A 26,391-nucleotide genomic window follows, 5' to 3' on the forward strand; every position below is an offset into this window, starting at 1 on the left:
GGCTAAACGGCAGTTTGCGCACCTGTCAGATCTGACAGGTGCGGGCTGAAATCCGACGTACGGTACCCATGTTTCCGGCCCTTGGAATAAAAAAAGCTCTGCATCTTTCGATACAGAGCTTTTCAATGGATCAGGCACAACGCACTTCGGTTGCGTTCACCTAGAGAGATCCACAGCAGCTTTACTGCTGCGCGACGCCCGCAGGTGCTGCGTCGGGTTTCTTCGGCTTCATCAAACTGAAGTCGATCAACGCGCGCTGCTCAGTCTGGTACGGGTCGCCGATCAGCAGTGGACGCACTTTGAAGCTGTCGCTGACCAGGCTCTTGCTGCGGTCGAGTTCATCGAAGCTCAATCCAGCCAGGTCAGCCCAGGTGTGGATCAGGTGCGAGCTGCTGTACGGACGATCAAGGTCAGCGGCGAAGTTCCAGTCGTGGCTTTCCTTCCACTTCGGCGACGCCCAAGCCATGAACGGGATGGTGTACATCGGCGCGGTCGGTTTGTTTTCGTTGCGGCCCAGGGTCTTGTGGCCCACCGAGTCGAACACGTCTTCACCGTGGTCCGAGAGGTACAGCAGGAAGCCGTTCGGATCGGATTTGGCGTAATCCTTGATCAGGCTCGACACCACGAAGTCGTTGTACAGCACGGCGTTGTCGTAGCTGTTGTAGGTCGGTACCTGATCATCACGCACACCGGGTGGCACGCCGTTGCGATCCTGAAACTTGTCGAACGTCGGCGGATAGCGGTACTGGTAGCTCATGTGCGTGCCGAGCAAATGCACGACGATCAGCTTGCGCGGTGCCGCGTCAGCCAGTGCCTTGTTGAACGGCTCGATCACATCACCGTCGTACTGCGCGGCGTTCTGGTTGCGGTTGTTGTTCAGGTACACCTGCTCGTCAGCCTGTTCGGAGAAGGTCGTGAGCATGGTGTTGCGCTTGGTCATGGTCTGCTGGTTGGTGATCCAGAAGGTCTTGTAGCCTGCCTGTTTCATCATGCTGACCAGCGACGGGGTCGACAGGTACAGATCCGGATGCTCTTCGTCAGCAAAGGTCAGCACCTGCTGCAACGCTTCGATGGTGTACGGGCGAGGGGTGACGACGTTGTCGAACACCGCCAGTTGATCCTTGAGCTTGTCCAGTTCCGGCGTGGTGCTGCGCTGATAGCCGTAAAGGCTCATGCGCTGACGGTTGGTCGATTCACCGATCACCAGCACCAGGGTCTTCGGTTGGTCGGCCGAGGCGTCCTTGAGGTTTTTCAGCGGCGGGATCTTGCTGACGTTATGCAGCATGCCCTGCATGTCAGCGAGGGTGTCCAGATAACGGTGATAAGCCACAGCCATCTGCCATGGCACTGCAGGCTCGATGCGGGTTTCGAATTTTTCGAAGCCTTGGGCGAACGAACCCATGCGTAGCGTTTGTTTGACCAGTGGATAGCCAACCACCGCGATCACGATCGCAGCGGCGGCGACCATCGCACGGCCACGGGGCATGTACACCGGGCGCAGGCGGGTCCACAGGAAATACGCGAACGCGGTATGTGCAAGGAACGCCACCACCATCCACCAGGCAAAGTACTGGGTCATGTACTCGCCGGCTTCAGAGATGTTCGACTCGAACATGATGAAGATGACGCTTTGCGAGAATTCCTGCTGATAAATGAAGAAATAGCCAAGACTGGCCATCGAGCAGGCCCACAACACCACGCCGATCACGGCGGCGAGGACTTTGGTGCGTTTGGGGAAGAGCAGCATTGGCGCCAGCCACAGTGCGCTCATGAAGAACGCCTGACGGAAGCCGCTGAAGCCGGAGGTGCCGGTCAGCTGGATCAGCAGTTGGGTGATACCCGAGAAGTACCAGAAGAATACAAACAGCCAGAGAAGTCCGGCCCAGTCGAAACCTGTCGCAGTCGTTTTGCTGCGTTTGAACAATGCCATTCGGCGCTCCAGCTCACTCGTTACAACCACCGCCGGAACATCCATGAAGCCGACGAACGGAGGCCGTACACGCAGGTACGGCCAGAATGGGGCGGAGTATTACGAAGAGAATGTGAAAAGTTTGTGAGTTGCCGCTTTTTGGCTTTCGCCAGGCGGGCAGCGGTGCATCATGCCGGGAACAGCGGCGGCCGTTCCCGAATCGTGCGGGGGATCAGGCGTGGGGGTGACGCTGAACGACCGGCAAAGGTTGCGGTTGCGCACCCTGGGTCAACAGGCGCAGCTGCGCCAGCTCCTGCTTCAACTGGTCGCGTTCGTCTTTCAACTGACGCAATTCATCGCGACGAATCGTCACGTACAGGGTTTGTGGCGGCATTGCTGTGTGTACTGTGCCCATTGCTCACCTCGCAAATGGCGTGCATCAACTGTAGGTCGCGCCCGATTTGGGTCGCTGACTTACTATCGGCGCCGATTTTGATTTCTTTTGCCTGTGAATGGAACTTTTTTATTTTTCATGGTCGGTGTGTCTTCTGCATGATTCGGGGCGTTATCAGTCTGGATCGGGCACAATGCCCGGAAACTTCATCGCAACGCTCTGGACTAACCTCCATCAGTCGCGTTGGGCTATAACCAATGACACACATTTATTTGTAGTAAGGAGCATCAGCACATGCAACTCGGGATTATTGGACTGGGCCGCATGGGCGGCAATATTGCGCGACGTCTGATGCTCAACGGTCACACCACCGTTGTTTACGACCGCAATACCGCTTTCATCGATAACCTGGTCGCCGAGGGCTCCACCGGCGTCGCCGACTTGCCGGCACTGGTTGCCGGCCTGGCCAAACCGCGCGCGGTCTGGGTCATGCTGCCGGCCGGCGCACCCACCGAAGACACCATCAACACCCTGAGCACACTGCTTGAAGCCGGCGATACGATCATCGACGGCGGCAACACCAACTATAAGGATGACATTCGCCGGGCCAAGACCCTGGCCGAAAAAGGCCTGCACTACATCGACGTCGGTACTTCCGGCGGCGTCTGGGGCCTGGAGCGCGGTTATTGCATGATGATCGGCGGCGACGCTGAAACCGTGCAGCGCCTCGACCCTCTGTTCGCCGCACTGGCGCCGGGCATGGGTGATATCCCGCGCACCAAGGATCGCAAGTCCGACGACCATCGTGCCGAGCACGGTTACATCCACGCCGGTCCTGCCGGTGCCGGGCACTTCGTGAAGATGATTCACAACGGTATCGAGTACGGCATGATGGCCGCGTTCGCCGAGGGCTTCGACATTCTCAAGACCAAATCCAGCGAGCGACTGCCGGAAGATCAGCGTTTTGATCTGAACGTGGCTGACATCGCCGAAGTGTGGCGTCGTGGCAGCGTGGTGTCGTCGTGGTTGCTCGACCTGACCGCCGATGCGCTGGCCAGCGATCCGAAGCTCGACGGTTTCTCCGGCTCTGTTGCCGACAGCGGCGAAGGTCAATGGACCATCGAAGCGGCCATGGAACAAGCGGTGCCGGTGCCGGTGCTGTCGAACTCGCTGTTCTCGCGCTACCGTTCGCGCGGTCAGGGCACCTTTGGCGACAAGATTCTTTCGGCCCAGCGCTTCGGCTTCGGCGGCCACGTGGAGACACCGAAGAAATGACCCATACGATCCGCAGAAAATCCAAGGCAGAACCCGCACCACCGACCACGCTGTTTTTGTTCGGTGCCCACGGCGACCTGGTCAAGCGCTTGCTGATGCCAGCGCTGTACAACCTCAGTCGCGACGGCTTGCTTGACGAAAATCTGCGGATCGTTGGCGTTGACCACAACGCCATTACCGATGAGGCCTTCGCGCAGAAGCTTGAAGACTTCATCCGTACCGAAGTGGCGGCGAAGGTCGGCAAGGGCGATCAGATGCTTGATCCGGCCTTGTGGGCCAAGCTCGCCAAAGGTATCAGCTACGTTCAGGGCGACTTTCTGGACGACAGCACCTATTCAGCCCTGGCGGCGAAAATCGCCGACAGCGGCACCGGCAATGCGGTGTTCTACCTGGCCACCGCGCCGCGTTTCTTCAGCGAAGTGGTGCGCCGACTCGGTAGCGCCGGTTTGTTGGAAGAAACCCCTGAAGCGTTCAGAAGGGTGGTGATCGAGAAGCCGTTCGGCTCCGATCTGCAAACCGCTGAAGCGTTGAACGCCTGCTTGCTCAAGGTGATGTCCGAGAAGCAGATCTATCGGATCGACCATTATCTGGGCAAGGAAACCGTACAGAACATTCTGGTCAGCCGGTTCTCCAACAGCCTGTTCGAAGCGTTCTGGAACAATCATTACATCGACCACGTGCAGATCACCGCCGCTGAAACCGTCGGTGTCGAAACCCGTGGCAGTTTTTACGAGCACACCGGCGCACTGCGTGACATGGTGCCCAATCACCTGTTCCAGTTGCTCGCCATGGTGGCGATGGAACCACCGGCTGCGTTCGGCGCCGATGCGGTGCGCGGCGAGAAGGCCAAAGTGGTTGGCGCGATTCGTCCGTGGACCACTGAAGAGGCGCGGGCCAACTCGGTTCGCGGCCAGTACAGCGCAGGCGAAGTCGATGGCAAGTCACTGAACGGTTATCGCCAAGAGCCTAACGTTTCGCCTGAGAGCAGCACCGAAACCTACGTTGCACTGAAGGTGATGATCGACAACTGGCGTTGGGTCGGCGTGCCGTTCTACCTGCGTACCGGCAAGCGCATGAGTGTGCGCGATACCGAGATCGTCATCTGCTTCAAACCGGCGCCGTATGCGCAATTCCGTGACACCGAAGTCGACGAATTGCAGCCAACCTATCTGCGTATCCAGATCCAGCCCAACGAAGGCATGTGGTTCGACCTGCTGGCCAAACGGCCGGGGCCGGCGTTGAACATGGCCAACATCGAACTGGGTTTTGCCTACAAAGACTTTTTCGAGATGCAGCCGTCGACCGGTTACGAAACCCTGATCTACGACTGCCTGACCGGCGATCAGACGCTGTTCCAGCGCGCCGACAACATCGAGAACGGCTGGCGCGCGGTGCAACCGTTCCTCGACGCCTGGCAACAGGACGCGAGCGTGCAGACCTATGCCGCCGGTGAAGACGGCCCGCAAGCCGCCGAAGATCTACTGACTCGCGATGGTCGCGTCTGGCATGGCCTCGGATGAGTGACTTGCCGAAACAACCTGTCCGTTTTCTGCTCAGCGACATGGACGGCACGCTGTTGCTGCCGGATCACACGCTGAGTCAGCGCACCATTGATGCGGTGCGTTCGTTGCGTGAGGCGGGCGTGTTGTTCAGCCTCGCCACGGGCCGACCGCCGAAAGCCATGCTGCAGCAGATCGAAGCCCTGGGCGTTGATCTGCCGACAGCGGCGTTTAACGGTGGAACCATCGTCAATCCGGATGGCAGTTTGCTGGTTGCGCATTACCTGCCGGCGACCACCGCGCTGATTGCGCTGGCCACGTTTGCCGATCAGTCGGATGTGGAGATCTGGGTGTTCAGCGGCGGTGACTGGCTGCTCAAGGATCCGCACGGGCCGATGGTGCCGCGCGAACAGCATGGCCTCGGTTATCCGCCGGTGGTGGTCGAGAGTTTCGAGCCGTATCTGGAACGCATCGACAAGATTGTCGCGACCAGTAACAACACTGACCTGTTGATCGAGCTGGAGGCGCAACTGCTGGCCAAGGTCAACGGCATGGCGCAGGTATCGCGTTCACAACCGGTGTATCTGGACGTGACAGCGCTGGAGGCCAACAAGGGCACCGCGCTGGCGACCCTGGCCGAGCATCTCGGTATCCCGCTGGAGCAGACGGCGGCCATCGGCGATGGCGGCAACGACCCGGCGATGTTCCATTGCGCAGGCTTGTCGATCGCCATGGGCCAGGCGGAGGAGGCGGTGAAACGCCAAGCCGACGTGGTCACAGCGCAGAACACCGAAGACGGCGTAGCCCAAGCGATCGAAAACTACATCCTCCCTCACTGAGACCACCAAAAACCAAATGTGGGAGCGAGCCTGCTCGCGAAAGCGGTGTGTCATTCACCTATTTGTCTCTAACACTCCCTCATCGGGCAACAGGTTATCGGCGCTGACGTAGGCGTAGTCGGTGAGGCCATTGTCGGAATGTTTTTGGGTCAAATCTCGATTCCAGTCGCAGGTTTGTCGAGGGAAGAAAAATGAGCAACGTCACGGCGCCGTCTTCGATTCCAGATCAATATTTACGGGCCACCGCACTTTGGGCGCCAAGCGGCGCGCAAGATTGAACGTCACGTCTTCGTTGTTCCAGTCGCGCGGCGGTTTAGAGAAGGCGGGCAGGGCTTGTGGGCCTTGCTGCATGAACAGTTGGGCCATGGCCCAGTACATTTCGCCTTGCATGGTGCCGTGGGCGAAATGGAAGCGTTCGAGCACCTGACAGGTGCCGGGTTTCACCACGGCGATGCTCACCGACTCGATCAGGCCGCCAGTGCCCATGGGGCCATATACGCTGCTCACCTCGGCACGCAGATCATCCCAGTCGTAAACCTCCGTACGCACGCCCCAGGCAGTTCGACTGAAAGGGCGTAGCCCGTTGTGGTGGAAGCGATAGACGTAAACTTTGCGGCGCAGGCGGTTGAAGCGGATGGGTTCGTCGAGGGGGGCTTCTACATCCATTCGCCAGACATGAATACCGAACCAAAACAGGACAATGGATAAACCGAGGCAGACTAGAATGAAGCCCCAATCAACAGATTCCCATGGTGCAGGAGGGAGGATTAGGGGAGTTGTAAGCAGGAGAAAGGACAAACCTAGAATAGCTATCGCCAACCAGGCGCCTAGCCCCCGTATTCTCAGTGCCGAGCGGGGCAGTTCAAGGTAAATGGCATCCGCATGATTAGGCGGACTTGGCATTACGGGTGGATATGGGAGGTTGTTAGGAGTTTGATCCGGCTTTGGCAGATCGCGTTTCCAGGCAGGCGCGGGTTTGTCGAGCAAAGGAGCTGTAAATAGCATGATGAGCAGTTCCGGTTCTATGTGAGTGCTGCTTGCAGCTTTAAATTTGCAGACGCGCCGGCAGGTAGCCAAAGGGGCATATGCCCTATCGCGGCGGGTCCGTATTCAGGGAGCGCTGCGTGATTCCAAGTCTATTTCCGCAGGCCACTGCACTTTGGGAGCGAGGCGGCGGGCGAGGTTGAAGCGCACGTCTTCGTTGTTCCAGTCGCGCGGCGGTCTGGGGAAGGTGGGCAGGGCTTGTGGGCCTTGCTGCATGAACAGTTGGGCCATGGCCCAGTACATTTCGCCTTGTTGAATTTCATGGGCGAAATGAAAGCGATCTATTACCTGATGGGTGCCAGGTTTCACCACGGCGAGAGTGACGGTTTCGATGAGACCGCCACTGCCCATGGGACCGTAGATGCTACAGGCCTCGGCGCGCAGATCATCCCAGTCAAAAACCTCGACGCGCACACCCCAAGCGGTGCGGCTGAAGGGTCTGAGGCCGTCGTGATGAAAGCGGTAGACATATATTTTGCGTCGGGCGCGGTTGAAGCGGATGGGTTCGTCGCGGGGGGCTTCAGTGTCCATTCGCCAGAAAAACACGCCTGCCCATATGGTGATGATAAGTGCGATGAGTCCGAACAAATTGAATACAAAAGAAGGTACAACTCCAGTGGCTATAAAAAGAATGATCCAAACGCTAGGAGGGATGAGAGCAAGCGCGAACATGAAGGGTGTGAGCCAAACACCAACTCCCCGAATTCTCATTGTGGCTCGCGCTAATTCGAGACACACGTCATCAACATGGTTGGGTGAATTTGACAGTACGGGCGGATACGGTTCTGTGGACGGCGATTCGTTTGGCCCCGGCAAGTCGTGCTTCCAGCCGGGCGCGGGTTTGTCGAGTAAAGGTGCTGTAAAAAGCATGTAGATAGATCCAAGGTTAAGTGAGAACCTTCGTAACCCAGGAATGCTAAAGCCCAGGTTACAGCGCGGTGCTGAGGACGATGGTGGTGCTTGCGATGGGGTAGTCAGACAATTCATCAAGCTGAGTGCGCTGCCGGCTGTGGTCTACAGGCTGTCCATCAGGATGAGCTCCGCATAGGCGTCCTGAATGTCGCGATCGGGCCAGTAGGTTACCGACAAGGTGGCTGCTTCAATGTTGTGCCGACGGGTGCTGGGCAGCAGTACTAATGCGCCTCTGATCACCTTGACCTGCTGGGTACTGGCGTCGGGCAGCGTGAGGGTGCGTACTTCCTGGATTGGGGTGTTGCTGTCGCTCCGAAAATCAGGCTTTTTCGGCCGCTTGGATACCGCCAGCGCCGTCCGCCGTTCGCCTGCCGCGGTGGCCAGCGTGGGTGGGCTCAACGCGCCCTCGGCCAGCACTTCACCCCCGGTGTAATGGTCGGCGGACCCATCACCGTAGCGATGAACCGTCAGCGACCACCGATAGGCCGAGCGCTTGGCGTCGAAGAGCGGCAAAACCAGGCGATATTCGAGGCGCTGCTCATGGTCCTGCGCGCCGACGCTGCCCATCGGACCGCCCAAGCCATGCGAGCCGCTGCCGACGATGAGTAAGCGAAAACTGACACCGGCTTCAAGCCCTAAGGTCGCCGCATTAAGTTCGGCGATGGCAACGTGGGCGTGTTCAGGTTTGTTCCAGTGAATGGGCGGATTTTCGTTGTGCTTGCCGAAATAACAACGGCGCGCCCAGCGGTCGAGAGGGGTCGACTCCTTCCCTTCGGCCAATTTATACAAACCATATCCCGCTAGGCCGAGAAATATGGCTATCCCCAGTGGGCCAAACAGCGTGCTGGCGCCTATAGCAGCGGCCCAGATCCCCATTCCAGCTCCAGCACCTGAAAACACAGTTGAAACCGTGTAGAGACCCGCAGCAGAGGTATCACCTTCCTTCCAAGTACGACTAGCAGCAAACCCCGCACGTGTCGCATCGTACAGTCCCGCTACTGCACCAATACTCCCCCCGGCCCTTACAATCAGGTTGCCCGCCTGCGCACTTGCTTTTGCGGCAGTCAACGCCTGATTAGACAAATTGCCAACCTTCTGCACCCGCTTCGCGCCGTTTTCCAACGCAATACCGACCAGTTCAACCCCTCCACCCAGCACCCCGAGGCTACTGCCATACAACGCCAACCTGGCTTCAAACGCTCTGTCCCCCATGGCTTGTTCAACGTCCTTGAGACTCTTGCTCAACGAATCACTGAGCAGGTATATCCCGCCCATCGCCAGTAACAATTCGCTGCTACCTGCCGCTCCGCGCAGCCCGGTGAATCCGGTACGTACCCACTTGGCCACCTGTGTCGAACTCACCTTGACACCTTGCAATGCTCCGCGTGCCTGCGGGTCCAGCGTGGCAACACCGACGGCAATGTCGACCAGTGTTGCGTGAGCTTGCTTGCCCAACTGGTCCACGCCGAGGTTGGCCTGGCGCATAAGGGTGTCCTGCAGTGCGGTGACCTCGCCCTCGACCCAGACGCTGATGGTCACACTGAGGTTGGCTATTTTCGGGTCCAGCACCGCCAGGCTCAGCAGGCCGCTCTGGATCAGCGGACGTACCTGCTTGCGCACTTTTCGCGCCTCATCGTCGGTTTTCGCCAGGTTGTTCTTGGTGTCCTCCCACGTGCGATCGATGGCGTCAGCGGCTTTGCCTTGCAGGTTGCGCAGCTGTTCGCATTGCAGGGCGTAGTACTCGCCCAGCTTCATCTTCAGCTTGAGCTCGGTCAGATGAACGCCGTTGTACAGCAACTGGCTGGCACTGTTGATTCGCGAAACCACGCATTTCACACCCTCGCCGAGCGACGGCTGCAAGCGGGTGGCAGCGGCATTGAGGGCGCCGAGAAGCTGGGCCATGGCTTGCTGTAGGTGGGGGCGGACATGGTGCTTGAAATCGTCGTTGCCGATGAGCTTGGTCACGGCCGCGTACAATTTTTCACTGTCGTTCCAGTCGATGTCACCCGTCGCATTGAAGCTGGGTAAGAGATCGGCCAGTAACTGTTTGTCGCGTAGTAAAAGCGCCCGATAGATGGGACTTTGCGGGTTCTTCAGCCAATCGCTCCAAAGGGAAACTGTGTGGCCTGTATCTTCAACGGGAGCGGTTTCCTGCGGGTGATCCGCTTGTCTGGCCGAAGACTCGCTGACGCCACCGCTCAGACACAACGCCATGGTCTGGCTGTAGGCCCGCCCCGACGGACGATCATCGCCGTCGTAGTCATTTTGCTCGATACACACAAATTGCAGGGAGCGACACGCTGCCGCGTAAGCGTGTCCGCTTTGATCGATGTAATGCTGATATTTTTCGCATTCCTGCTCATACCACCGGTGAAACCTGGCGCGGCTCGGCTCGTTGTAGCGTTCCTCAAGGTCTTGGTTGTAGCCCAGGGTGCGCTTTTGAACGATCCGTTCGCGTTGAGCCTCGGGGCTGGAAAATACAGGGGGGCCATCGCCAGTCACGGGTTCGACGAACGCTGGCAGGGGCGTTGTGTTTTCTGCGCGCTCTCGATGAACTTCACGAATGGCCAGCAGTAGCTGGGAGGTCTGGTACTGGTAGGCGCGGTCAGGATCGCTCATCCAGTCTTGTCGTTTCTGGATCCAGCCGTTGCGAGTGTTGTTGAACTCCTGCACCAGGCCAATTGTGTCATCCAGCACAAACGCCAGAACGCCTTGTTGAAGATTGTGCTGTGGGATGACGTTGCGCAGAAAACCTTTCAGTGCACTGAGGCGATGAGCACGGCTATGGAAACCATGCACGCTATGGAATCCTGTCTGCGCCGAATGCTGGTAGAAACGCCAGTCGGACCCGGTCGTGGCAGACAATTGCGTCTGCTGGTATTCGTAGACCTGCTTGTCCACCTGCAGGTTTTCATCCGTCATGGCCAGTCCAACGCTGGCGGGATTGTCGCGTGCGCTGGCGAGGTCGAGTTTGTGGAAACGCTCTGAAGCATGGCCGGCCTTGTAAGCATCCAATACGCTGATCGGCCACGGGTCACTGGCAAAGGCCAGCCACGCCTGGGTGTGTTTGTGGGTGTCAATGTTGAGGAACGACGCCGGGCAATCATGATTGGCCGAAACGCATGCCTCGCCAAGTGAGGTGTCGTTGGCCGGCGCAGGCGCGTAGGGATTGAACTGACGCAAATAACCATCCGGGGTCACCTGGTACGCGTGCCAGATCGTGCGATCCAGCAACACGTACAGGTAGCCCGCACGCAAGGTGCGCAAACCTGGGCGAGTGTCGATATGCAGGTGCTCCGGCCCCAGCGGATCACTCGGTGAGCGTGGCACCAGCGCGTGGCGCAACGGCAGAATGGGCAACCCTTCACGTTGGCAGGCTTTGCATTGATCTTTTGAAGCCGTGGTTTCGGCTATAGCGATACGCAGTTGGGTGCCCAAGGTCATTGAAGTGCTCCGGAACAGGTCACATCCGCCACGGCCCGCTGCCAGGCGTGATCGTTGTAGGGGGTCAACAATTGGCTAAGTGGCGCTTGTCCTTGGGCTGCTTGTTCAATCAGGGCGCGAACGCCTGCGTGCTGATGCAGTTGTGGGTGCAGCATCAGACAGTGCAAGGCCAATGTCAGAATGTCTTCTTGCTGGCTTAGCCCCAGATGGCGGGCTTGCTGTATCTGGTTATAGGCCCGTACCGCCGCTTGGGGCGGGAGTGCAGTAGCGCCGTTCCAGCGGGCGGGCGCATACGTCAGCGGCAACTGAAGGGCGCGACGCCAACCGCTCAGCAAGGCCGACACAAGAGGGGCATCCCGCTGTACTGCCGTCGCTCGGGTATCCGGGGCGGTGCCACGTTCGGGAACGCCAGTCAGTAAGCTGGTGGCGCCGCTGCTGGTGGGCAGTAGCCAATGTCGAATCGGCCACCACGGCCCGACTTCGTTCTGGCGCAAGGTGCCGGCCAGCAGCTCGAGACGAAGGGGTTCGTGGATCGGGAAAAACGCTCGGCCCTGCTCCAGTGGAAGTAATCCGAGCGAAACGATGTGAGCACTTAAATACCGGGCTTCGGCGTTGCTGCTCAGCCAACCGCACACATAACGTTTGTGACGGGCCAGATCCTCAAATGCGCGTAAGGCAGATAGCGCCAATAGTCCCTGCGACGGCGAGACGCCGGGCATAGCGAGAGTCACCAACACTGGGCAGGCCGACGGTGTATGAATCAGATCGGGCCGATGGAGAGACGTGACGGCGTCCCCGCCAAGCGCTTGGCGCAGCGCCTCGATGTGCAAGGGATCATCCGCGGCACAATCGGCCGAGGGGTCGAGTAACAAGTACAGTGCAGCATCCGGTAGATGCTCTTCGGCGACGAACGCATGGACGCGAGCCTGGTTCATCGGTTTTTCTCCACGCACGTCTGGCCCGCCCCGGGCTGTAACTGCAGCGTCAGCGCCTGGCCGTTGCCTGGAGCTGTCGCGGTGACCGGACCACGTAAAGTTATCGCCACGCCATTGAGATGAATGCCTTGCGCGTCCAGCGTCAGGCTCCCCCCGGGGCCCTGAAAGACCACGCGCTCACTGGCATTCAGTTGATAGACGGTGGTGGCCTGGTGCATACCTTGGCCGGCAGTCAGGCGATGTTGTCCAGAGATCGTTTGCTCGCAGTGACCGCCCACTTTGCTTTGGTGATCGGCTGTTGTGGTGTCATAGCGATTATTGCCGACACGCTCACTGCGATCCCGACCGATAGTGGCTTCATGATCACGTGCAGTGGACAGAGTATGATCCCGACCAATTTCATGGCATTGATCATTACCGATCAAAACATGCTCATCGTTCCCAATCTCTTTTTTACGATCATTGCCAACAAACACCCCATTGTCGTTTTTGACATGAACGTTCTTGTCCCTCTCCGCATGAATAAACACCTCCTGCTGCCCCACCTCATCTTCAAACCGCAGCTCATTGAAACCTGCCCCCTTATGAGTGCGGCTTTTGATGGTCATCCGGGTTTTGTGTTTCGGTAGTTCATACGGCGGCAAGTTGGTTTGCCGATATGCACGCCCGGTGGCAATCGGTTGATCCGGGTCGCCGTCGAGATAGCTGATGATCAGTTCCTGTCCGACTCGAGGTATCGCCATGGCGCCCCAGGTCGCCCCGGCCCAGCCTTGCGCCACACGAATCCAACAGGAGCTCTGGTCGTTGTTTTTATCCGAACGGTCCCACGGGAACTGCACCTTGACTCGGCCCCATTCATCGCAATAAATCTCTTCCCCCGGAGGCCCGACCACCGTGGCGATCTGCGGGCCGTCGATGCACGGTTTGTTCCGCAACGGCGCTTTCCAGTCTGAAGTCCAGCGGATGGCTGTGGCCGTCATTTCGTAGTACGTGCCGTGTGCGCTGCCGAACGATTCCTCCTCCAGGCTGGCGTGTTGTTTGCCTTCGTGGGTGATGGCGATGGTGCGCCAGCGATCGTTGAAGTCCTCGCGCGGGTGGTCGCTGAGATCGAACGCCAATCCCGGTTGCAAACGCGCATCGTCACCTTTGAGATGCGCGAGTTTGGCGTCGTTGCGCAGCGCAGCCAGCCGGGTCTTGGTGAAGGGCTTTCCGGCGATGTCGCGCTTGTAGCGGCCGGGATAGTCGTAGCGTTCGTAATCCTTATGCTGGTTGTTCAGATCCTGATCACCGCTCGCGGTGTGCTGCTGGTTATAGCGAGGGTGGGTGAAGGTGTAGTCGCGCTGCACCTGCACCGCCGTGCGCACTTGTTCGGTGTAGTGGAAACGGGTCAACGCCGGCTCCGTGGAGTCGCCGCCCCCCATGGGTTGGTAGATCACCGGGCAATCGGTGTGGGTGCCGATGGTGCCGAGCCCGCCGACGCGGTCGGTGAGAACGAGGGTGTGGCCGTCGGCGCGGTGTTCGAAGGTGTAGAGCAGGCCTTCCTCGGCGGCGAGGCGGGCGATGAAATCGAGGTCGGTTTCGCCGGCCTGCACGCAGTATTCGCGGGGTTGGTGCTCGAAGCAGATTTCGCTGCGCAGGTCGGTCAGCTTCTGCTCGGTCAGCACGCTGGTGATGATGTCGGGCACGGTTTGGGCCTGGAAGATGCGCCAGTTGGAACGCAGGTTGAAACGCGCCAGGGTCGGCTCGACTACGGCGGTGTAGCGGGTGCGGCGAAAGCCGGTGTCGCCCTGGCTGAACAGGCTGACCAGACCGTGGACGTAACGCACCGCAGTTTCGCCGCGACAGATCGTGAACAGCCCGGCCAGATCGAGCACGCGATTGAAGTCAATGGCGGCGTTATGGCTGGCAAGTTCCAGTTCGAGTTTGAAGGGCTGGGATAGTCCTTCTTGTAGAGTGAACGAGACCACTTCGAAGGGATCGCCCTTCAAGGGCTCAAAGGTGAAACGCAGGTCGCTTTGGCGGGGCATGGGGCCTCCCTGTCGAGTGTGTGAATGTCAGTCGATCAACCAACTGCTATCACCGTTTTCCAGTTCGCCATCGTGGTCGGTGGTGTCGCCGACACGGGCTACAGGTTGTCCGTTGATGGTCATGGAGGACGCGCCACTGGTGATCACGGCGCCGCAGCCGAGGGTGTCGCCGACGCGGGCGACGGCGCGGCCGTTGACTTTGAAGGCCGGCGATCCACTGTCCACGGTGGTAGAGCCACACAAGGGGCAATCATGGTCGTGTCCGACCAGAACGACGGCGGGCATAGAACCTCCAGATAGCATCGAGTCAGTGAACATTCCGCCGTCTGCACGGCGGAACGTGCCGGTTGCTGGTTAAGCCGGTTTTCGCCAGTCATCCGAGGCTTCGGTGCCGGCCACGACATGGCTCCAGCTCACCTTGCGATAGGCCAGACTGGTCTTGATCAACTGGGTGTAGCTGGCGTTGAAGCTGTCCTGCGCGTGTGGCAGCACAGTGTGGATTTCGACGACGGTGGCCTCTTCCAGTTTGGTGGTGAAGAAGTGCTCTTGTATGCCATCGGTGTTGGTACGGAACCACTTGACCTCGACGGTCGGCAGCATTTCACCGGTGGCCAGGGCCTGGTAGAGCATGGGGGAGGCTTTGCTCAGCGCGCTGGTGAAGGTCAGCGGTTTATGCACGCGCTGACCGGCGGGCTGACCACTTTGCGGGTCGGTGGGCGTGGTGATCCGATGATCGATTTCCTGTGCAAGGATTTCGTCCTCGTGGCCTTCCACAAAGACGTTACCCACCGAGTCAGCGGTGAATGCATCCTTGGTGATATGGCCCTGGTTTTTTCCGTGAATGCTGATGTATGCAGGTGTTGACATGACAAACTCCTTGTCGCGATCAATTGAACGACCCGTGGGGTCGCGGGTTATGGCCGACACGGCCATGGCTTTGCAGGTGCTCTGGATGAGTACGCTGAAAAAACGTTTACAGATTGAGAATCCGCTCCAGGGACACCAGCACTTCCTGAGTGATGGCGTTCAGGCGGATCGAGTAGGCCGTGTAGGCGCAGGTCAGGACGGCGGCGGCCAATGCCCATGGCGTCCACAACGGCCAGGCGCGTTTGATCCGGTAGTTGCGCGGCGCGACGTTGCTCAACGGGTCGGTCAGGCGTTGGGGCGTTTCGCCGCGCAGTGGGCGAAGCAAGCTGTGCAGTTGGTTGATGATCTTTTGTATTTCGTCATCGCCCTTGGCCTGGTTACCGTACTTGCCCTTCAGGCCGGAAATCAGGCATTGGTACATGAACTCCAGCACATGCTGGTATTTGGTGGCTTCGAGGGTCATGCGAGTCAGCACCGTGAAGAATTTTTCGCCACCCCAGGTTTCTTCATGAAATTGGCTAAGCAATGAGCGCGCACTCCAAATGGAGGATTTGCCCCAGGAGGTGCTCATGACCACCTCATCCAGCAACAGACAGAGGCTGTAGGAATAGGCCTTGAGTGTGCCGGAGTCTTAGTCGAGCTGGCTGACTTCTTCCATGATCGTGATGATCTGGTTGCTGACGCTTTGGTACAGCGCGGGCACGTCGTTGTGCTGGTCCAGGCGACGCAGACGAATCACCAGGCCGATCAACGGTGTGGCGGCATCGCATAACGGATTCCAGGCCAGACCGCGCATGTCGAACTCTGGATCAGCCAAAAGGGTTGGGTTGCTAACAGTGATTGTTTCGCTATCAAAGTTGATGGCGCCGGAGACTTCCTCGTGAAGCCATGCATCTGGTGTTGGCTTAGTCATCTTTCTCACTCCTGATCGCCCAGAACTGCAACTCCAGCTCCGGGAATTCGCCAGCGATATGGAAGCCAAACCCGCTGCCGCTACTCAGGCCCTGCCAGGTGGGGTGGTGGCGGTCGAGTTCGAAGTAACTGAAACCGGCGTGAAACGGCAGGTGCCGTGGCGCCACGGGCAGTGGGATCAACGGGATGCCCGGCAGTTGCAGGCTGACCAATTGCTCCAGGCCTTCGGTGGAGCTGATCTTGATCTGCTTGGGCAGTTGCTGACGCAGGGTCTCCGCTGGCAGTTCGGCCCGCACGGCGAGAATGAATTCGGCGTTGTCCAGCAGGCGTCTGTCGTTCAACGCAGCGGTGCGTACGCCGTATTGCTGCTCGATGATCGGCAGCGACACCGCCCGCGGTTGCAGCACGGTGCCCAAGGCGCGGCGCAGGGTGTGCTCCAGAATCTGGAAGGACTCGCGCAGGTTGTCGTGCTGGTAGGCCGGGTATTCCTGGGGCAGGTGACCCTCATCGGTAAAGGTCACCAGCTCGCCGCACGCTTGGGCCAGTGCGATGTACAGCCGTTCCGGATGAACCTGGCGCTGGCGGGCCAGGTGCTGAAACAGCGGGAACAAACGATTGAGGGTTTGCAGCAGGTTGAAGTCGGTGACATCGGCGACCCCCGACTGCCCCGGCGAACCGATGCGCTGGGCCAGGTTCTTGGCGCGCTCGCGCATCAGCCCGGCCACTTCGCCCAGGTAGCGGTGTAGCGCCGGTACGGCTTGCAGGGACAGGCTGGTAGGGTAGAAATGCTCATCCATCACCAGGCTGCCGTCCGGGCGCTTGTCTTTGATCCTGCCGATGGCGATGCCGGTGAAGGCGCTGCGGTCACTGCGTTCGAGCATCAATTGCAGGTTGGGCACAGCCAGATCCATAGCCACCTGGTCGCCGTCATCGCTGTGGGTATCGCGGATTTCTTCGCGGCGGGCGATGTAGCGGCTGTTGCCGTACTGATCGGGCCAACGCACTTCGAGGGCGCCGCTGGAGCGCAGCGGCAGGGCCAGGTAGACGATCTGGTTCACTGCGCTGCTGTCGGCGATCTCTAGAGGAGGGGGCGACGCCAGGTCGTGGGGGATATCGAAGACACTGCCGTCTGGCATGATTCCACACGCCTTGGTAAGGGCGACCTTGCCGAAGCTCAAATATTCGCTGTTCAACTCCAGCTCGCTGAAGCCATAGAGAGCGTCGTTCAGGCTATGCACGCGCTGATGCACGGCAGCTTCGGCGGCGCGAGCCTGTTGCTGGAAGTGCTGAGGCTTGACGAACAAACCTTCATGCCAGATGACGGGGTTGCGTGAACTCATCGGTAATTACTCTGCGCAAAAGCGGCTGAAAATGACGTCATCGGGTCTCCCCTTTGAGGCTGACCTGCTCGGCGTCCAACTGCACCAGCACGGCGTATCTGCGGCCCTTGGGCTCGACCCGCAGATGCTGTTTCCACTGGCCGACATCGCTGTTGTGGTAGTTGGCGATCACCGCGATAAATCGGGTGTCTTCCTCCAGGGGGCGCAGGTCGACGAACTTGAATTGACCCGGCTGGAGCAGGTAGTCGTCGGCGCGGATGTAGGTGCTGCCCAAGGTCTTTTTCAGGTCTTCGGCCATGGCCTGGGGGCTGGCGTTAACCAGCAGCGAATCGTCGGTCAACTGCAAGACCTTGAAGGCGATCGGCGTGGCGACGTGTTGCAACGTCGGGTCGCCCCATGGCGTGGTCAGGCTGACGCCTTGGGCGTCGTAGTCGCCCAGTAGCGTGTCTTCGAGGGGCGACATCGTCACCTCGGGCGTCGGTTTCACGGTCAGCAACGACTGTGCCGGCACAGCTTCGTAGAGGTGATTGAGCAGGGTTTGCACTTTGTCCGTCAGTGCTTGCGGGCTGGTCGCCTGAACGTAGAGGTTGTAGGGCGAGAGGCTCGCGTCCTCATCCGGTGCGGTACCGGTGCTGATCAGGCGCTGGTTGACATGGTCGCTGGCGTGCAGGCTCAGGGAGTAGCGGCTGGGTTGATCGTCGGGGCAACCGACCGGGATCGATGGGTCCCAGATCACTTGACCGACTTTATCGAGCATGGTGCAGCCGCCGAGCGTGAGGCAGGCCAGCAACAAGGTGCTCAGGCGCAGGTTGCTGAACAGGCTGACGGGACTATCGGGTATTACCGCTTTAATGTCAGCCAGCGGTTTTGGCGGCGGCACTTCATTCATCGCCCGCAGCGGATCGCCTTGCTCAGTCAAATTCACAGGTTGGCAAAGGCGTTCGAATTCCGGGCAAACAGTCGGTCGCGGATCGGACAGGGGCAGGTTCGGTAAATCCTCCAGGTGCCAGGCTTGCGTGCCTTGTGGGAGGCCGGTGAACAGGTCATCGAGCGAACGCTGACTTGCGGCGTGCTCACCAAACTGCACCGCAACCTGGTAAGCCCCTATTTGCAGAAGGTCCCCATCGTTCAGGCTCACGGCAACATGGCGATCCAGCGGTAAATCATGACCATTGACGCAGGTTCTGCCGCTGCGGTCGATCACGCAGAAACGTCCTTCGACGACCCGGATTTCGCAATGGTTCGGTTGGACGCTGTTTTGGCGATCCACCAGGCACCAGTCCGCCGAGACACCGCCGATGTTGCCACCCCGCGAGTCAAATTGATGACTGGGCAGATACCCGTGCAGCAACTGCGCAGGATTGCTGATAACCATGCTCAGTTTCATGCGCGCCCCCGAATCCGTACCACGGCGCGATAGCGGTGCTGATGTTCGATAAAACTGGTCCAGCCCAAGTGAGTGCCACTGTGGCGTTGCAGGTTGAACGGCGGTACATCCTCTTCGCGCAACCCCAGTTCCAGGTCATAGGCGGTGACGTCGCGCAGCAGAAAATCCATCAACTGGCGCAACCGCCCAAACTGCTCACCGCTGGGCAAAAACTGGCGGAAGCGAGCTTGGCTCAGATTAGGAATCACCAGGGTGAACTTGCTGGCGCGGGTCTTGCTGCGGTCACCCACCACAAAATCGCTGCCCAGCGTGCCATTGGCTTTGCCCAACGCCATGCGCTGACGCTGCGGCAAACTCACCGAACGCACCTCGAATTCACGGATGTACACGCCGTGCAGATCAAAGCAATGCTCGACAATTCCAGACACAACCGAGGGCGAACGACTGCGACTGGCGATCAACCCGGCAAAGCTCAACAGGCGACCCCATGGCAGCGGTGTCGCGCCACGCAGGTCGTTATCGTTCAGGCCGATCAGTGAAAACACATAACGCGAAAAACGGTCGCTGGCCTCGACCTGAAAGCGGATGTAATAGCGGTATTTACGCCAACTGTGGTGCAGCAGGGTCAGCAAACGATGATTGAAAAAGTCCATGAACGCCGGGCGAATACCGCGCTCCTGGGCCTGCTCGTAGGCCAGACGATCCAGGTAATAACCGGGCAGCGGCGAGTCGGTGCCATGTAGGCCAAAGAAGCTGGTCTGCAGGCGATAACGCACTTCTCCGCGATCCTCCTCCAGACGTGCCGCCACGATTACATCGGAGGCCGGGAAGCCCAACCCCGCATGGCTTTGCAGACACACACGGCGGCGCGCCGCCGCACTCAAGGGCTGTGCTTCAAGGTCATCGCCGTGCAAAGCGTGCAGATGCTCAAGCAGACGGTGAAACGAATAGTTCCGCGCGTCGGCCAGCAGCACATCGGCTAGATCACGGGTTGTCTGCCGGTCAACAGTGGCCATTCATAGCACTCGTTGTTAGTGGTATTGATCACTTCCAGGCGATGGAAGGAATTGATGCTCGCGTACAGGGCGAAGAAGTGCGAAAGCACGCTGGCAAACAGGAACAACTCGCCCTCACAGAGGAAGGCGTTCTGGTCCAGTTGCAAGCGGGTCCGCAGGCCGCGCACCGGCTGGCCTTTCATCAGCCAGTCGATGGGAGTGGTTACCGCCTCGTGGATGCCGTTGAGGCGTTTGCGGGTGGCGCGGGCCTGTTGCAGGTCGTGCAGCGCAGCGAAGTCATAGGCGCGGATCACCGCCTTGAGCGGCTCGGCCGAGAGCAGTGACAGGTAGTTCAGCGACAGGTTGGAAATCAACGTCCAGTGCAGGCTGCTGTCCAATACTGGCCGGTAGCTGCGCGTCGGTGCGATCAGGTTGGTGTAGGTGGCGAACGACGGAGTGACTTCGGTGGACAGCGAAACATCCCCCACGCCCAGCAACTGCGGCAGGTCGCAATTGGTGCAGGTCAGTTCGATGGACGCCGCTTCGTGCTCGCCGATGTACAAGCTCTCATCGCCACGCACGAAGGCGATGCGATGGCGCAAGCCCTCGCGGCCATGTGATTCCTCGATATGCGTGCGGAAGTACAGCGCCGTGCGGCCCCGTGCGTGCTCGATCTCATGCTGGAACGATTCGAACGGGGTAAACCTGCGCAGCGGATCGCCCTTGTGCTCCTTGTCGGCGGCGTCCCAGCCGGCCACATTGTCGACGCTGAAAATCTCGTAGGCTTCGGGACGGTTTCCGCTGGGGCTGATACGCCGCTCCTGGCTGCGCCCGTCCAGTGCGATTGGGTCGGCATCGTGGCGGAACAGGTTCACCGCCGGCGCGCAGTACAAGTGCAGGTCGTTGGTACGCAAGCGGATGTCCGGCGGCATGGGCCGGGTGAACTGAAACTCGAAACGCAGGGTGGTGGCGCTGACATCCGGCCAGACGTGAGCCAGGCGGGTCAGGCTGAAAAAGTGGAAGCGTTGCGGGAATACAAAGTATTCCTGCAGGATGCGGTAGCCATCGAACACATTGCGCGGGTAGGGCAGCAACGCCTCTTCGGCAGTGAAGCCGGGGAAGCCAATGTCCTTGGCGGACAAGCGATAGCTTTGGCCATTGATCTGCAGCGTGACGCTGTCCAGGTAATGGGCGATCCACAAGTATAAGGTCAGCGCGGTGGCGTTATCCCCGCCCAGATGAAAATCCAGCTGATCACAGGCCATGCTGGTGAGCGGTTGCTCCGTCAACACCTTGAGATCGATGCGCATCACCGAGGCCTCACGACTGTGAGCGTCGCTGACCTCCTGCAAGGCCAGCGGGTACAGGTTGACGTCGGTGCACGTGCGAAACTGGCAGGAGATGCCATCCACCGGTTTGGCAAACAACGGCGTGCCCTTGGGAATCACTTGGCGCTGGCTGATTGCATCGGGCAGTGGTGCAAAGCGAATGATGGTTGCACTGGGCAGGGGCCGCAGGTAGTTGGGCCAGAGCATCTGCAGCAGCGGATGGGTCAGTTCCGGCAAGTCGTCGTCGATCTTCATTCCCAGCTTGGCGGTGAGGAAGGCGAAGCCCTCCAGCAGTCGCTCCACGTCCGGGTCGCCGGCCTGATCGCCGAGAAACTGCGCGAGTTGCGGGTTGTCTTCGGCGAACTCGCGGCCGAGTTCGCGCAGGTAGCGCAACTCCTCGGCAAAGCGTTGTTTCAGGTCCATTGCTTCCTCATCTCACGCGGGTGTAGCCGTCGCGGCCGTGCATGGCCACTTCGATCTGCACCTGTTCTTCCTTGTGGTTGACCCGCACCTGGCAATCCAGGCGAAAGTTCAGCTCCAGCGGCAAGTCCGGGTCGGGTTGATAGCGCACGCCCGTCACCTTAATGCGTGGTTCAAATGCCTCCACCGAGCGCCGGATGTCGGTGCTGATGGCGACCACCAGATCACTGCTGGCCTGGGTGACCCCGTTGAAGTCACGCAGGCCCAGTTCAGGACTGCTTTGCGAGCAGCCCTGGCGTGAGTTGAGCACTTGTTCCAGATGGCGTTTTATCGCCTCGACACGCTGGCACGCCTGCTCATCCGCGCTGCCGGGGCGGTAGCGCGGTGCGTCGGGTTCAAGGCGTTCGAACAGGCTGGAACCGCCCACTTATTGCGTATCCAGTCGACCGACCAGTGAGATCTCGAAGTTGGCGCCCATGTACTTGAAGTGCGGGCGTACTGCCAGCGACACTTGGTACCAACCCGGATTACCGGCCACGTCCTGAACTTCAATTTTCGCGGCACGCAATGGTCGACGACTGCGCACGTCGGTCGACGGATTTTCCTGATCGGCGATGTACTGCTTGAGCCACATGTTCAGCTCGCGCTCCAGGTCCTGGCGTTCTTTCCAACTGCCGATCTGCTCGCGTTGCAGCACCTTGATGTAGTGGGCCAGGCGATTGACGATAAACAGGTACGGCAACTGGGTGCCGAGTTTGTAGTTCGTCTGGGCTTCCTGGCCTTCGCGGGTCTTGGGGAAATTCTTGGGCTTTTGCACCGAGTTGGCGGAAAAGAACGCCGCGTTGTCGCTGTCCTTGCGCATGGTCAGCGGGATGAACCCGGCTTCGGCCAGCTCGAACTCTTTGCGGTCGGAAATCAGTACTTCGGTGGGGATCTTGGCCTGCAACTGGCCGAGAGATTCGTACAGATGCACCGGCAGATCATCCACCGCGCCGCCGGATTGCGGGCCGATAATGTTCGGGCACCAGCGGTAGCGGGCGAAGCTGTCGGTGATCCGCGAAGCCATCAGAAAGGCGGTGTTGCCCCACAGGTAATTGTCGTGGTTGCCGTCGACGTTTTCGTTATAGCCGAAGCTGCGGGTGGTGGTGTCGTCGGTGCTATACGGCGTGCGCAACAGGAAGCGTGGCAGTGTCAGGGCCAGATGACGGGCATCTTCGGACTCACGCAGGCTGCGCCATTTGGTGTGGCGTGGGCCGTCGAAAATGTCGCTGATTTCCTTAAGGTCGGGCAGCCCCTGGAAACCTTCCAGGTTGAACAACTCTGGGCCTGCCGCCGAGACGAACGGTGCATGGGACATGGCGCCGATGGAGGCCACGTAACTGAGCAACTTGATGTCTGGCGAACTAGGGCCAAAGGTGTAGTTGCCGACGATAGCCCCAACGGGCTCACCTCCAAACTGGCCGTAGCCGGCGGTGTAGACGTGCTTGTACAAGCCGCTGCGGGTGATGTCACCGGCATTGTCGAAGTCGTCCAGCAGCTCTTCTTTGGTGACATGCAGCATTTCCAGCTTGATGTTTTCGCGAAAATCCGTGCGATCCACCAGCAGCTTCAGCCCACGCCACGACGACTCCAGTTGCTGGAACTGCGGCTGATGCAGAATCACATCCATCTGCTTGCTCAGGGCACGATCAATCTCGGCAATCATCTGGTCGACCCGATGCTTGTTCACCGGTTGCTGGTGATCGCCGCTTTGCAGAATCTCGCTGATGAACGCAGCCACGCCTTGGCGAGCTACCGCGTAGCCTTCCTGAGACGGGCGCATGGTGGTGTTGGCCAGCAGTTGATCAAGTAGCGACGGTTGTTCGTCAGCCACCAACACTTGGGCGGCGGCGCTTTCCTTAGGCATGGGGAGTACTCCGTTGAGAAGGGCGTTCAAGTCAGTTGTTTGGCGCGTCTAGCACCAGGTTCAGTTCACTGGCCAGGCGTTGGCGGGCGGTTTCATCGGTCAGCAGGTTTTGCAGGTGTTTGCGAAAGGCCGGGACGTTGCCCATCGGGCCTTTGAGCGCAACCAGGGCTTCGCGAAGTTCCAGCAACTTGTTCAGTTCGGGTACTTGGCGAGCGACGGCGTCGGGGCCGAAGTCATTGATACTTTTGAATTGAAGTTGCACATTCAAGTCGGTATCGCGGTCGTTGTTCAGAACGGACGGTACTGCCATGTCCAAGGCAACTTCGGCTTTGATCAGTACTTCGTTGAAAGTGTCTTTGTCGATGCGAGTGGATTGCCGATCTTCAAGGGCGGTGATTTCGCCGTGGCCTTTGAAGTCGCCCGTAACCAACAGTTTCAAAGGTAGCTCTACTTCGGCTTGTTGGTCACCCGTGGCTGGGACGTACTTGATGTTGATGCGCTCTTTGGGCGCGACAGAGCCGTGATTTTTCGACATAGGAAGAATCCTTTTCATAAGGTCGGCGTATTAGAAACAGTTGTTGCAATGTTTGTCTTGTAGGACGTTGCGGACGCGATTCGTGGGTTTTTATTGTAGGAAATAATACCTGGAAGATTGTTTCTGATTTTCCTACGCCTTCTACGGATGAATCTGAAGGACTTGTCCTTTTGTTAGGGTTTTTGCAATGCGCTGTTTGTCTTTTACTTGCTTATTCATTGGATTCTGGTGAGGCTCTGAAAGTTAATTTGTTGAACTTTCAAGACGGGTGAAGGTGTTTTGAAAGTTGAACAAAACATGCGGTTTTGATTTCGACGAGAAATATCTGGAGGCTGTTGATGCGCGGGCAAGGATGGAAATGGGGGCTTTGTCTGGCGGTGGTGGCCGTAATGGAAGTGCAGGCGGCAACACAAGACTGCCCTTCAATCGTCTCGCCCTTGAAGCGTCTTGAGTGTTTTGATTTGGCCGCTGGTACGCCCATCCATCACGCGCCAGCGGCGCCACGCGCCGTTGGGCAGGTACTGCCAATTGTTGATCTGGTGCAACGCAATGAAGTCAAGCGCCCACCCGAGGATCAGCGTTTTCTGCTGTCGTCGTTTCCAGAACCGGACGATGAGCAGCAACAACGGCTGGTGATTTCCGCCCCAGCCTTGGGCGCGTTGCCACCTCGACCTTACTTGGCCATCAGCTGCGAATCGAAAATTTCTCGCCTGCAACTGGTGCTGGATGAGCCGGCCAAACCCAACAAAATTCGCATCCAGCTATTCAAGGACGAGCGCCCGGTCTCCGAGGCCTATCAGTGGCAAGTGCTGGACGATGCCGGTCTGGTGGTGGATGCGGGACGTGGCCTGCAGGCCATTGCCTTGTTACGCAACATGGGTGGCGGCCAGCGCCTGCGACTGGAGAGTGACTACCCACGGCTGCACGGACTGGTGTTCGACGCTGAAGGGCTTGGCAAACTGATCGAGCAGGAGCGCCAAGTATGTCGCTGGTGATCGACGTGCCGGCGGACACCGTCAAGCGGCTACTGACCCCCATCGACCCAGAGCAACTCGCCGGCCATTTCGATGTGGAGGACGAAACCTATCAGGCCATCGACCAGGAAATGGTCAAGCTCGGCGGCCTGCGTGAAAGCGACATCGATTGGCCGTATATCGACGAAGCCTCCCGCGAATATCTGGCCACTCAGTGCAAGCACTGGCGCATCCTCGGTCATCTGCAAGTAGTGTGGTTGCGCACCCGGCAATGGGCGCGCTGGGCAGATGCGTTGGGTTTGGTGGCCGGTATGGTCGAACTGTATTGGGACAGTGCCTACCCCAAGCCCGGCCCGACGGGCTACCTGAACAAGCGTAAGCAGGTGCAGCGACTGTTGGAGAACCTGGGGCAGGTGTTGCCGTCCCTGGATCGCGGTAGCTTTACCCCGGCTTACCAAGCGGCTGCGGAGTCGGCCGTGGCTACCCTGCAACGATGCGTGGAAAACGCCAGGTTCGATCCCGCCCCGTTGGAGGCATTGCAACGTCAGTTGGGCAAATACAGCGAGCCGGTTGTTGCGACCGAAACCACCCGTGTAGTCACCTCCGGCAGCGTTCTGGATTCAGCGTTTTTCACCAGCCCCAAACCGCAGGCGCCGGGGAATGAGCGTGAACAACGCCGCGCCGTGTTGAGCATGGCCGAGCAGATCAATCAGCAGGACCCCTACGACCCCACTGGCTATCAATTGCGACGCTTCGGTCTGTGGTCGCATTTGCGCACCGCGCCTCCCATCACCCGTGACCGTCGCACTGAATTGACGGCCGTGCCCAAGGACATCGTCGACGGCTATCAGGATGCGCTGAATCACAATGCGCTGGATCCGAACCTGCTACTGCGCCTCGAAAAAAGCGTCTGCGCCTCACCATACTGGCTGCGCGGCAGTTACCTGGCCGCCCAGGTCGCCTCGCGCCTGGCGATGGAGCAAGTGGCCGCTGCCATCCGCCAGACCTGCGAACGTTTCGTCTGCCGCCTGCCGGCTCTGCTGGAGTTGTGTTTCAGCGACGGCACGCCGTTCGTTGATGCACAAACCCAAGCATGGATCACCGGTGCCGATCAGGCGCAAACCACCGGTAGCCCGGTGCAGGAATATGCCGGCCTGCGCGACGAACTAACCACCCAGCTCAATACTGAAGGCGTTGAAGTGGTGCTGCTGCGCCTGCAGGACCTGCACGCTACCCATGACGCCCCACGCCAACGCAGTTACGCCACGGTGATTGCCGCCGACCTGCTGGCGTCACGTGGCCTGTCTTGGTTAGCGGACGACCTGTACGCCAGCGTCGCGCGACTGATGCGCGATACCACGGCGCAGGGGTGGGAGCCGGAGTTGTACCGGAAAGTGGCGCAACCCATCGACGACAGTCATTTGATCAAAGCGGTTAAGGAGTAGGAGC

The 26,391-nt window shown here is 59.3% G+C and carries 22 protein-coding genes and 1 pseudogene; 5 read left to right on the forward strand and 18 right to left on the reverse strand.

Annotated features, from left to right (window positions below):
* Positions 1-181: 181 nt before the first annotated feature.
* Positions 182-1,930 (reverse strand): phosphoethanolamine transferase CptA, encoded by a 1,749-nt coding sequence (locus KBP52_RS02655; protein ID WP_212621976.1) that lies wholly within the window; start codon positions 1,928-1,930, stop codon positions 182-184.
* Between the two features lie 211 nt (positions 1,931-2,141).
* Positions 2,142-2,324: a DUF6026 family protein gene (locus KBP52_RS02660; RefSeq protein ID WP_016983768.1), complete on the reverse strand. Its 183-nt coding sequence runs from the start codon at positions 2,322-2,324 to the stop codon at positions 2,142-2,144.
* 273 nt (positions 2,325-2,597) lie between these two features.
* Here KBP52_RS02660 and gnd point away from each other — a divergent pair, with 273 nt between their 5' ends.
* Genes gnd through KBP52_RS02675 form a run of 3 tightly spaced genes read left to right on the forward strand, consistent with a single transcriptional unit; the run spans position 2,598 to position 5,916 of the window.
* Entirely contained in the window at positions 2,598-3,578 is a 981-nt protein-coding gene (gnd, locus tag KBP52_RS02665) for a phosphogluconate dehydrogenase (NAD(+)-dependent, decarboxylating) (protein ID WP_007914838.1), read from the forward strand.
* Entirely contained in the window at positions 3,575-5,098 is a 1,524-nt protein-coding gene (zwf, locus tag KBP52_RS02670) for a glucose-6-phosphate dehydrogenase (protein ID WP_077572749.1), read from the forward strand. Before gnd ends, zwf begins: the two co-directional genes overlap by 4 nt.
* On the forward strand, positions 5,095-5,916 hold the full coding sequence (locus KBP52_RS02675) for an HAD family hydrolase (protein WP_212621977.1): 822 nt from the start codon (positions 5,095-5,097) through the stop codon (positions 5,914-5,916). The genes zwf and KBP52_RS02675 overlap by 4 nt, the downstream gene beginning before the upstream one ends.
* Before the next feature lie 201 nt (positions 5,917-6,117).
* Here the strand turns inward: KBP52_RS02675 and KBP52_RS30730 are convergent, their stop codons facing one another.
* The 16 genes and pseudogenes from KBP52_RS30730 to tssB form a co-directional block, all read right to left on the reverse strand.
* Entirely contained in the window at positions 6,118-6,921 is an 804-nt protein-coding gene (locus tag KBP52_RS30730) for a DUF6708 domain-containing protein (protein ID WP_349251751.1), read from the reverse strand.
* 105 nt (positions 6,922-7,026) lie between these two features.
* Positions 7,027-7,830: a DUF6708 domain-containing protein gene (locus KBP52_RS30735; RefSeq protein ID WP_349251752.1), complete on the reverse strand. Its 804-nt coding sequence runs from the start codon at positions 7,828-7,830 to the stop codon at positions 7,027-7,029.
* A 144-nt stretch (positions 7,831-7,974) separates the two neighbouring features.
* Complete coding sequence (locus KBP52_RS02690; RefSeq protein ID WP_212621979.1) at positions 7,975-11,316, reverse strand: T6SS effector BTH_I2691 family protein; 3,342 nt, start codon at positions 11,314-11,316, stop codon at positions 7,975-7,977.
* A complete protein-coding gene (locus KBP52_RS02695; RefSeq protein WP_137216758.1) occupies positions 11,313-12,251 on the reverse strand; it encodes a hypothetical protein in 939 nt (312 codons plus the stop codon). The genes KBP52_RS02690 and KBP52_RS02695 overlap by 4 nt, the downstream gene beginning before the upstream one ends.
* The gene (tssI, locus tag KBP52_RS02700) at positions 12,248-14,278 is read right to left on the reverse strand and encodes a type VI secretion system tip protein TssI/VgrG (protein ID WP_212621980.1); all 2,031 of its coding nucleotides are present in this window, start codon (positions 14,276-14,278) and stop codon (positions 12,248-12,250) included. The genes KBP52_RS02695 and tssI overlap by 4 nt, the downstream gene beginning before the upstream one ends.
* Positions 14,279-14,305: 27 nt before the next feature.
* Complete coding sequence (locus KBP52_RS02705) at positions 14,306-14,563, reverse strand: PAAR domain-containing protein (protein WP_137216756.1); 258 nt, start codon at positions 14,561-14,563, stop codon at positions 14,306-14,308.
* 69 nt (positions 14,564-14,632) lie between these two features.
* Positions 14,633-15,145 (reverse strand): Hcp family type VI secretion system effector, encoded by a 513-nt coding sequence (locus tag KBP52_RS02710; RefSeq protein ID WP_137216755.1) that lies wholly within the window; start codon positions 15,143-15,145, stop codon positions 14,633-14,635.
* A 106-nt stretch (positions 15,146-15,251) separates the two neighbouring features.
* Positions 15,252-15,755 (reverse strand): annotated as a pseudogene (gene icmH, locus KBP52_RS30420) (type IVB secretion system protein IcmH/DotU); the annotation flags it as partial.
* A gap of 21 nt (positions 15,756-15,776) precedes the next feature.
* Positions 15,777-16,058: a hypothetical protein gene (locus tag KBP52_RS30425; RefSeq protein ID WP_249122243.1), complete on the reverse strand. Its 282-nt coding sequence runs from the start codon at positions 16,056-16,058 to the stop codon at positions 15,777-15,779.
* Positions 16,051-17,397, reverse strand: coding sequence for a type VI secretion system baseplate subunit TssK (gene tssK, locus KBP52_RS02720; protein ID WP_137216753.1), 1,347 nt, complete (start codon positions 17,395-17,397; stop codon positions 16,051-16,053). The genes KBP52_RS30425 and tssK overlap by 8 nt, the downstream gene beginning before the upstream one ends.
* A gap of 37 nt (positions 17,398-17,434) precedes the next feature.
* On the reverse strand, positions 17,435-18,772 hold the full coding sequence (tssJ, locus tag KBP52_RS02725; RefSeq protein WP_249122244.1) for a type VI secretion system lipoprotein TssJ: 1,338 nt from the start codon (positions 18,770-18,772) through the stop codon (positions 17,435-17,437).
* A gap of 8 nt (positions 18,773-18,780) precedes the next feature.
* Positions 18,781-19,800 (reverse strand): type VI secretion system baseplate subunit TssG, encoded by a 1,020-nt coding sequence (gene tssG / locus KBP52_RS02730; protein WP_212621982.1) that lies wholly within the window; start codon positions 19,798-19,800, stop codon positions 18,781-18,783.
* Positions 19,764-21,530 carry a type VI secretion system baseplate subunit TssF gene (gene tssF, locus KBP52_RS02735; protein ID WP_212621983.1) on the reverse strand — a complete coding sequence of 589 codons (1,767 nt, stop codon included), beginning with the start codon at positions 21,528-21,530 and terminating at the stop codon, positions 19,764-19,766. The genes tssG and tssF overlap by 37 nt, the downstream gene beginning before the upstream one ends.
* 7 nt (positions 21,531-21,537) lie before the next feature.
* Positions 21,538-21,954, reverse strand: coding sequence for a type VI secretion system baseplate subunit TssE (gene tssE / locus KBP52_RS02740; protein WP_137216749.1), 417 nt, complete (start codon positions 21,952-21,954; stop codon positions 21,538-21,540).
* Positions 21,955-23,433: a type VI secretion system contractile sheath large subunit gene (tssC, locus tag KBP52_RS02745; protein WP_212621984.1), complete on the reverse strand. Its 1,479-nt coding sequence runs from the start codon at positions 23,431-23,433 to the stop codon at positions 21,955-21,957.
* Positions 23,434-23,464: 31 nt separating this feature from the next.
* A complete protein-coding gene (tssB, locus tag KBP52_RS02750) occupies positions 23,465-23,968 on the reverse strand; it encodes a type VI secretion system contractile sheath small subunit (protein WP_137216747.1) in 504 nt (167 codons plus the stop codon).
* A 338-nt stretch (positions 23,969-24,306) separates the two neighbouring features.
* On the opposite strand from tssB, the gene vasI reads away from it, so the two are divergent.
* Positions 24,307-24,963: a type VI secretion system-associated protein VasI gene (vasI, locus tag KBP52_RS02755; RefSeq protein ID WP_249122245.1), complete on the forward strand. Its 657-nt coding sequence runs from the start codon at positions 24,307-24,309 to the stop codon at positions 24,961-24,963.
* Positions 24,951-26,387, forward strand: a complete 1,437-nt coding sequence (tssA, locus tag KBP52_RS02760) for a type VI secretion system protein TssA (RefSeq protein WP_212621985.1) — start codon at positions 24,951-24,953, stop codon at positions 26,385-26,387. Before vasI ends, tssA begins: the two co-directional genes overlap by 13 nt.
* The last annotated feature ends 4 nt before the right edge of the window (positions 26,388-26,391 follow it).

The organism is Pseudomonas sp. SCA2728.1_7 (assembly GCF_018138145.1).
GTDB classification, from domain to species: domain Bacteria; phylum Pseudomonadota; class Gammaproteobacteria; order Pseudomonadales; family Pseudomonadaceae; genus Aquipseudomonas; species Aquipseudomonas koreensis_A.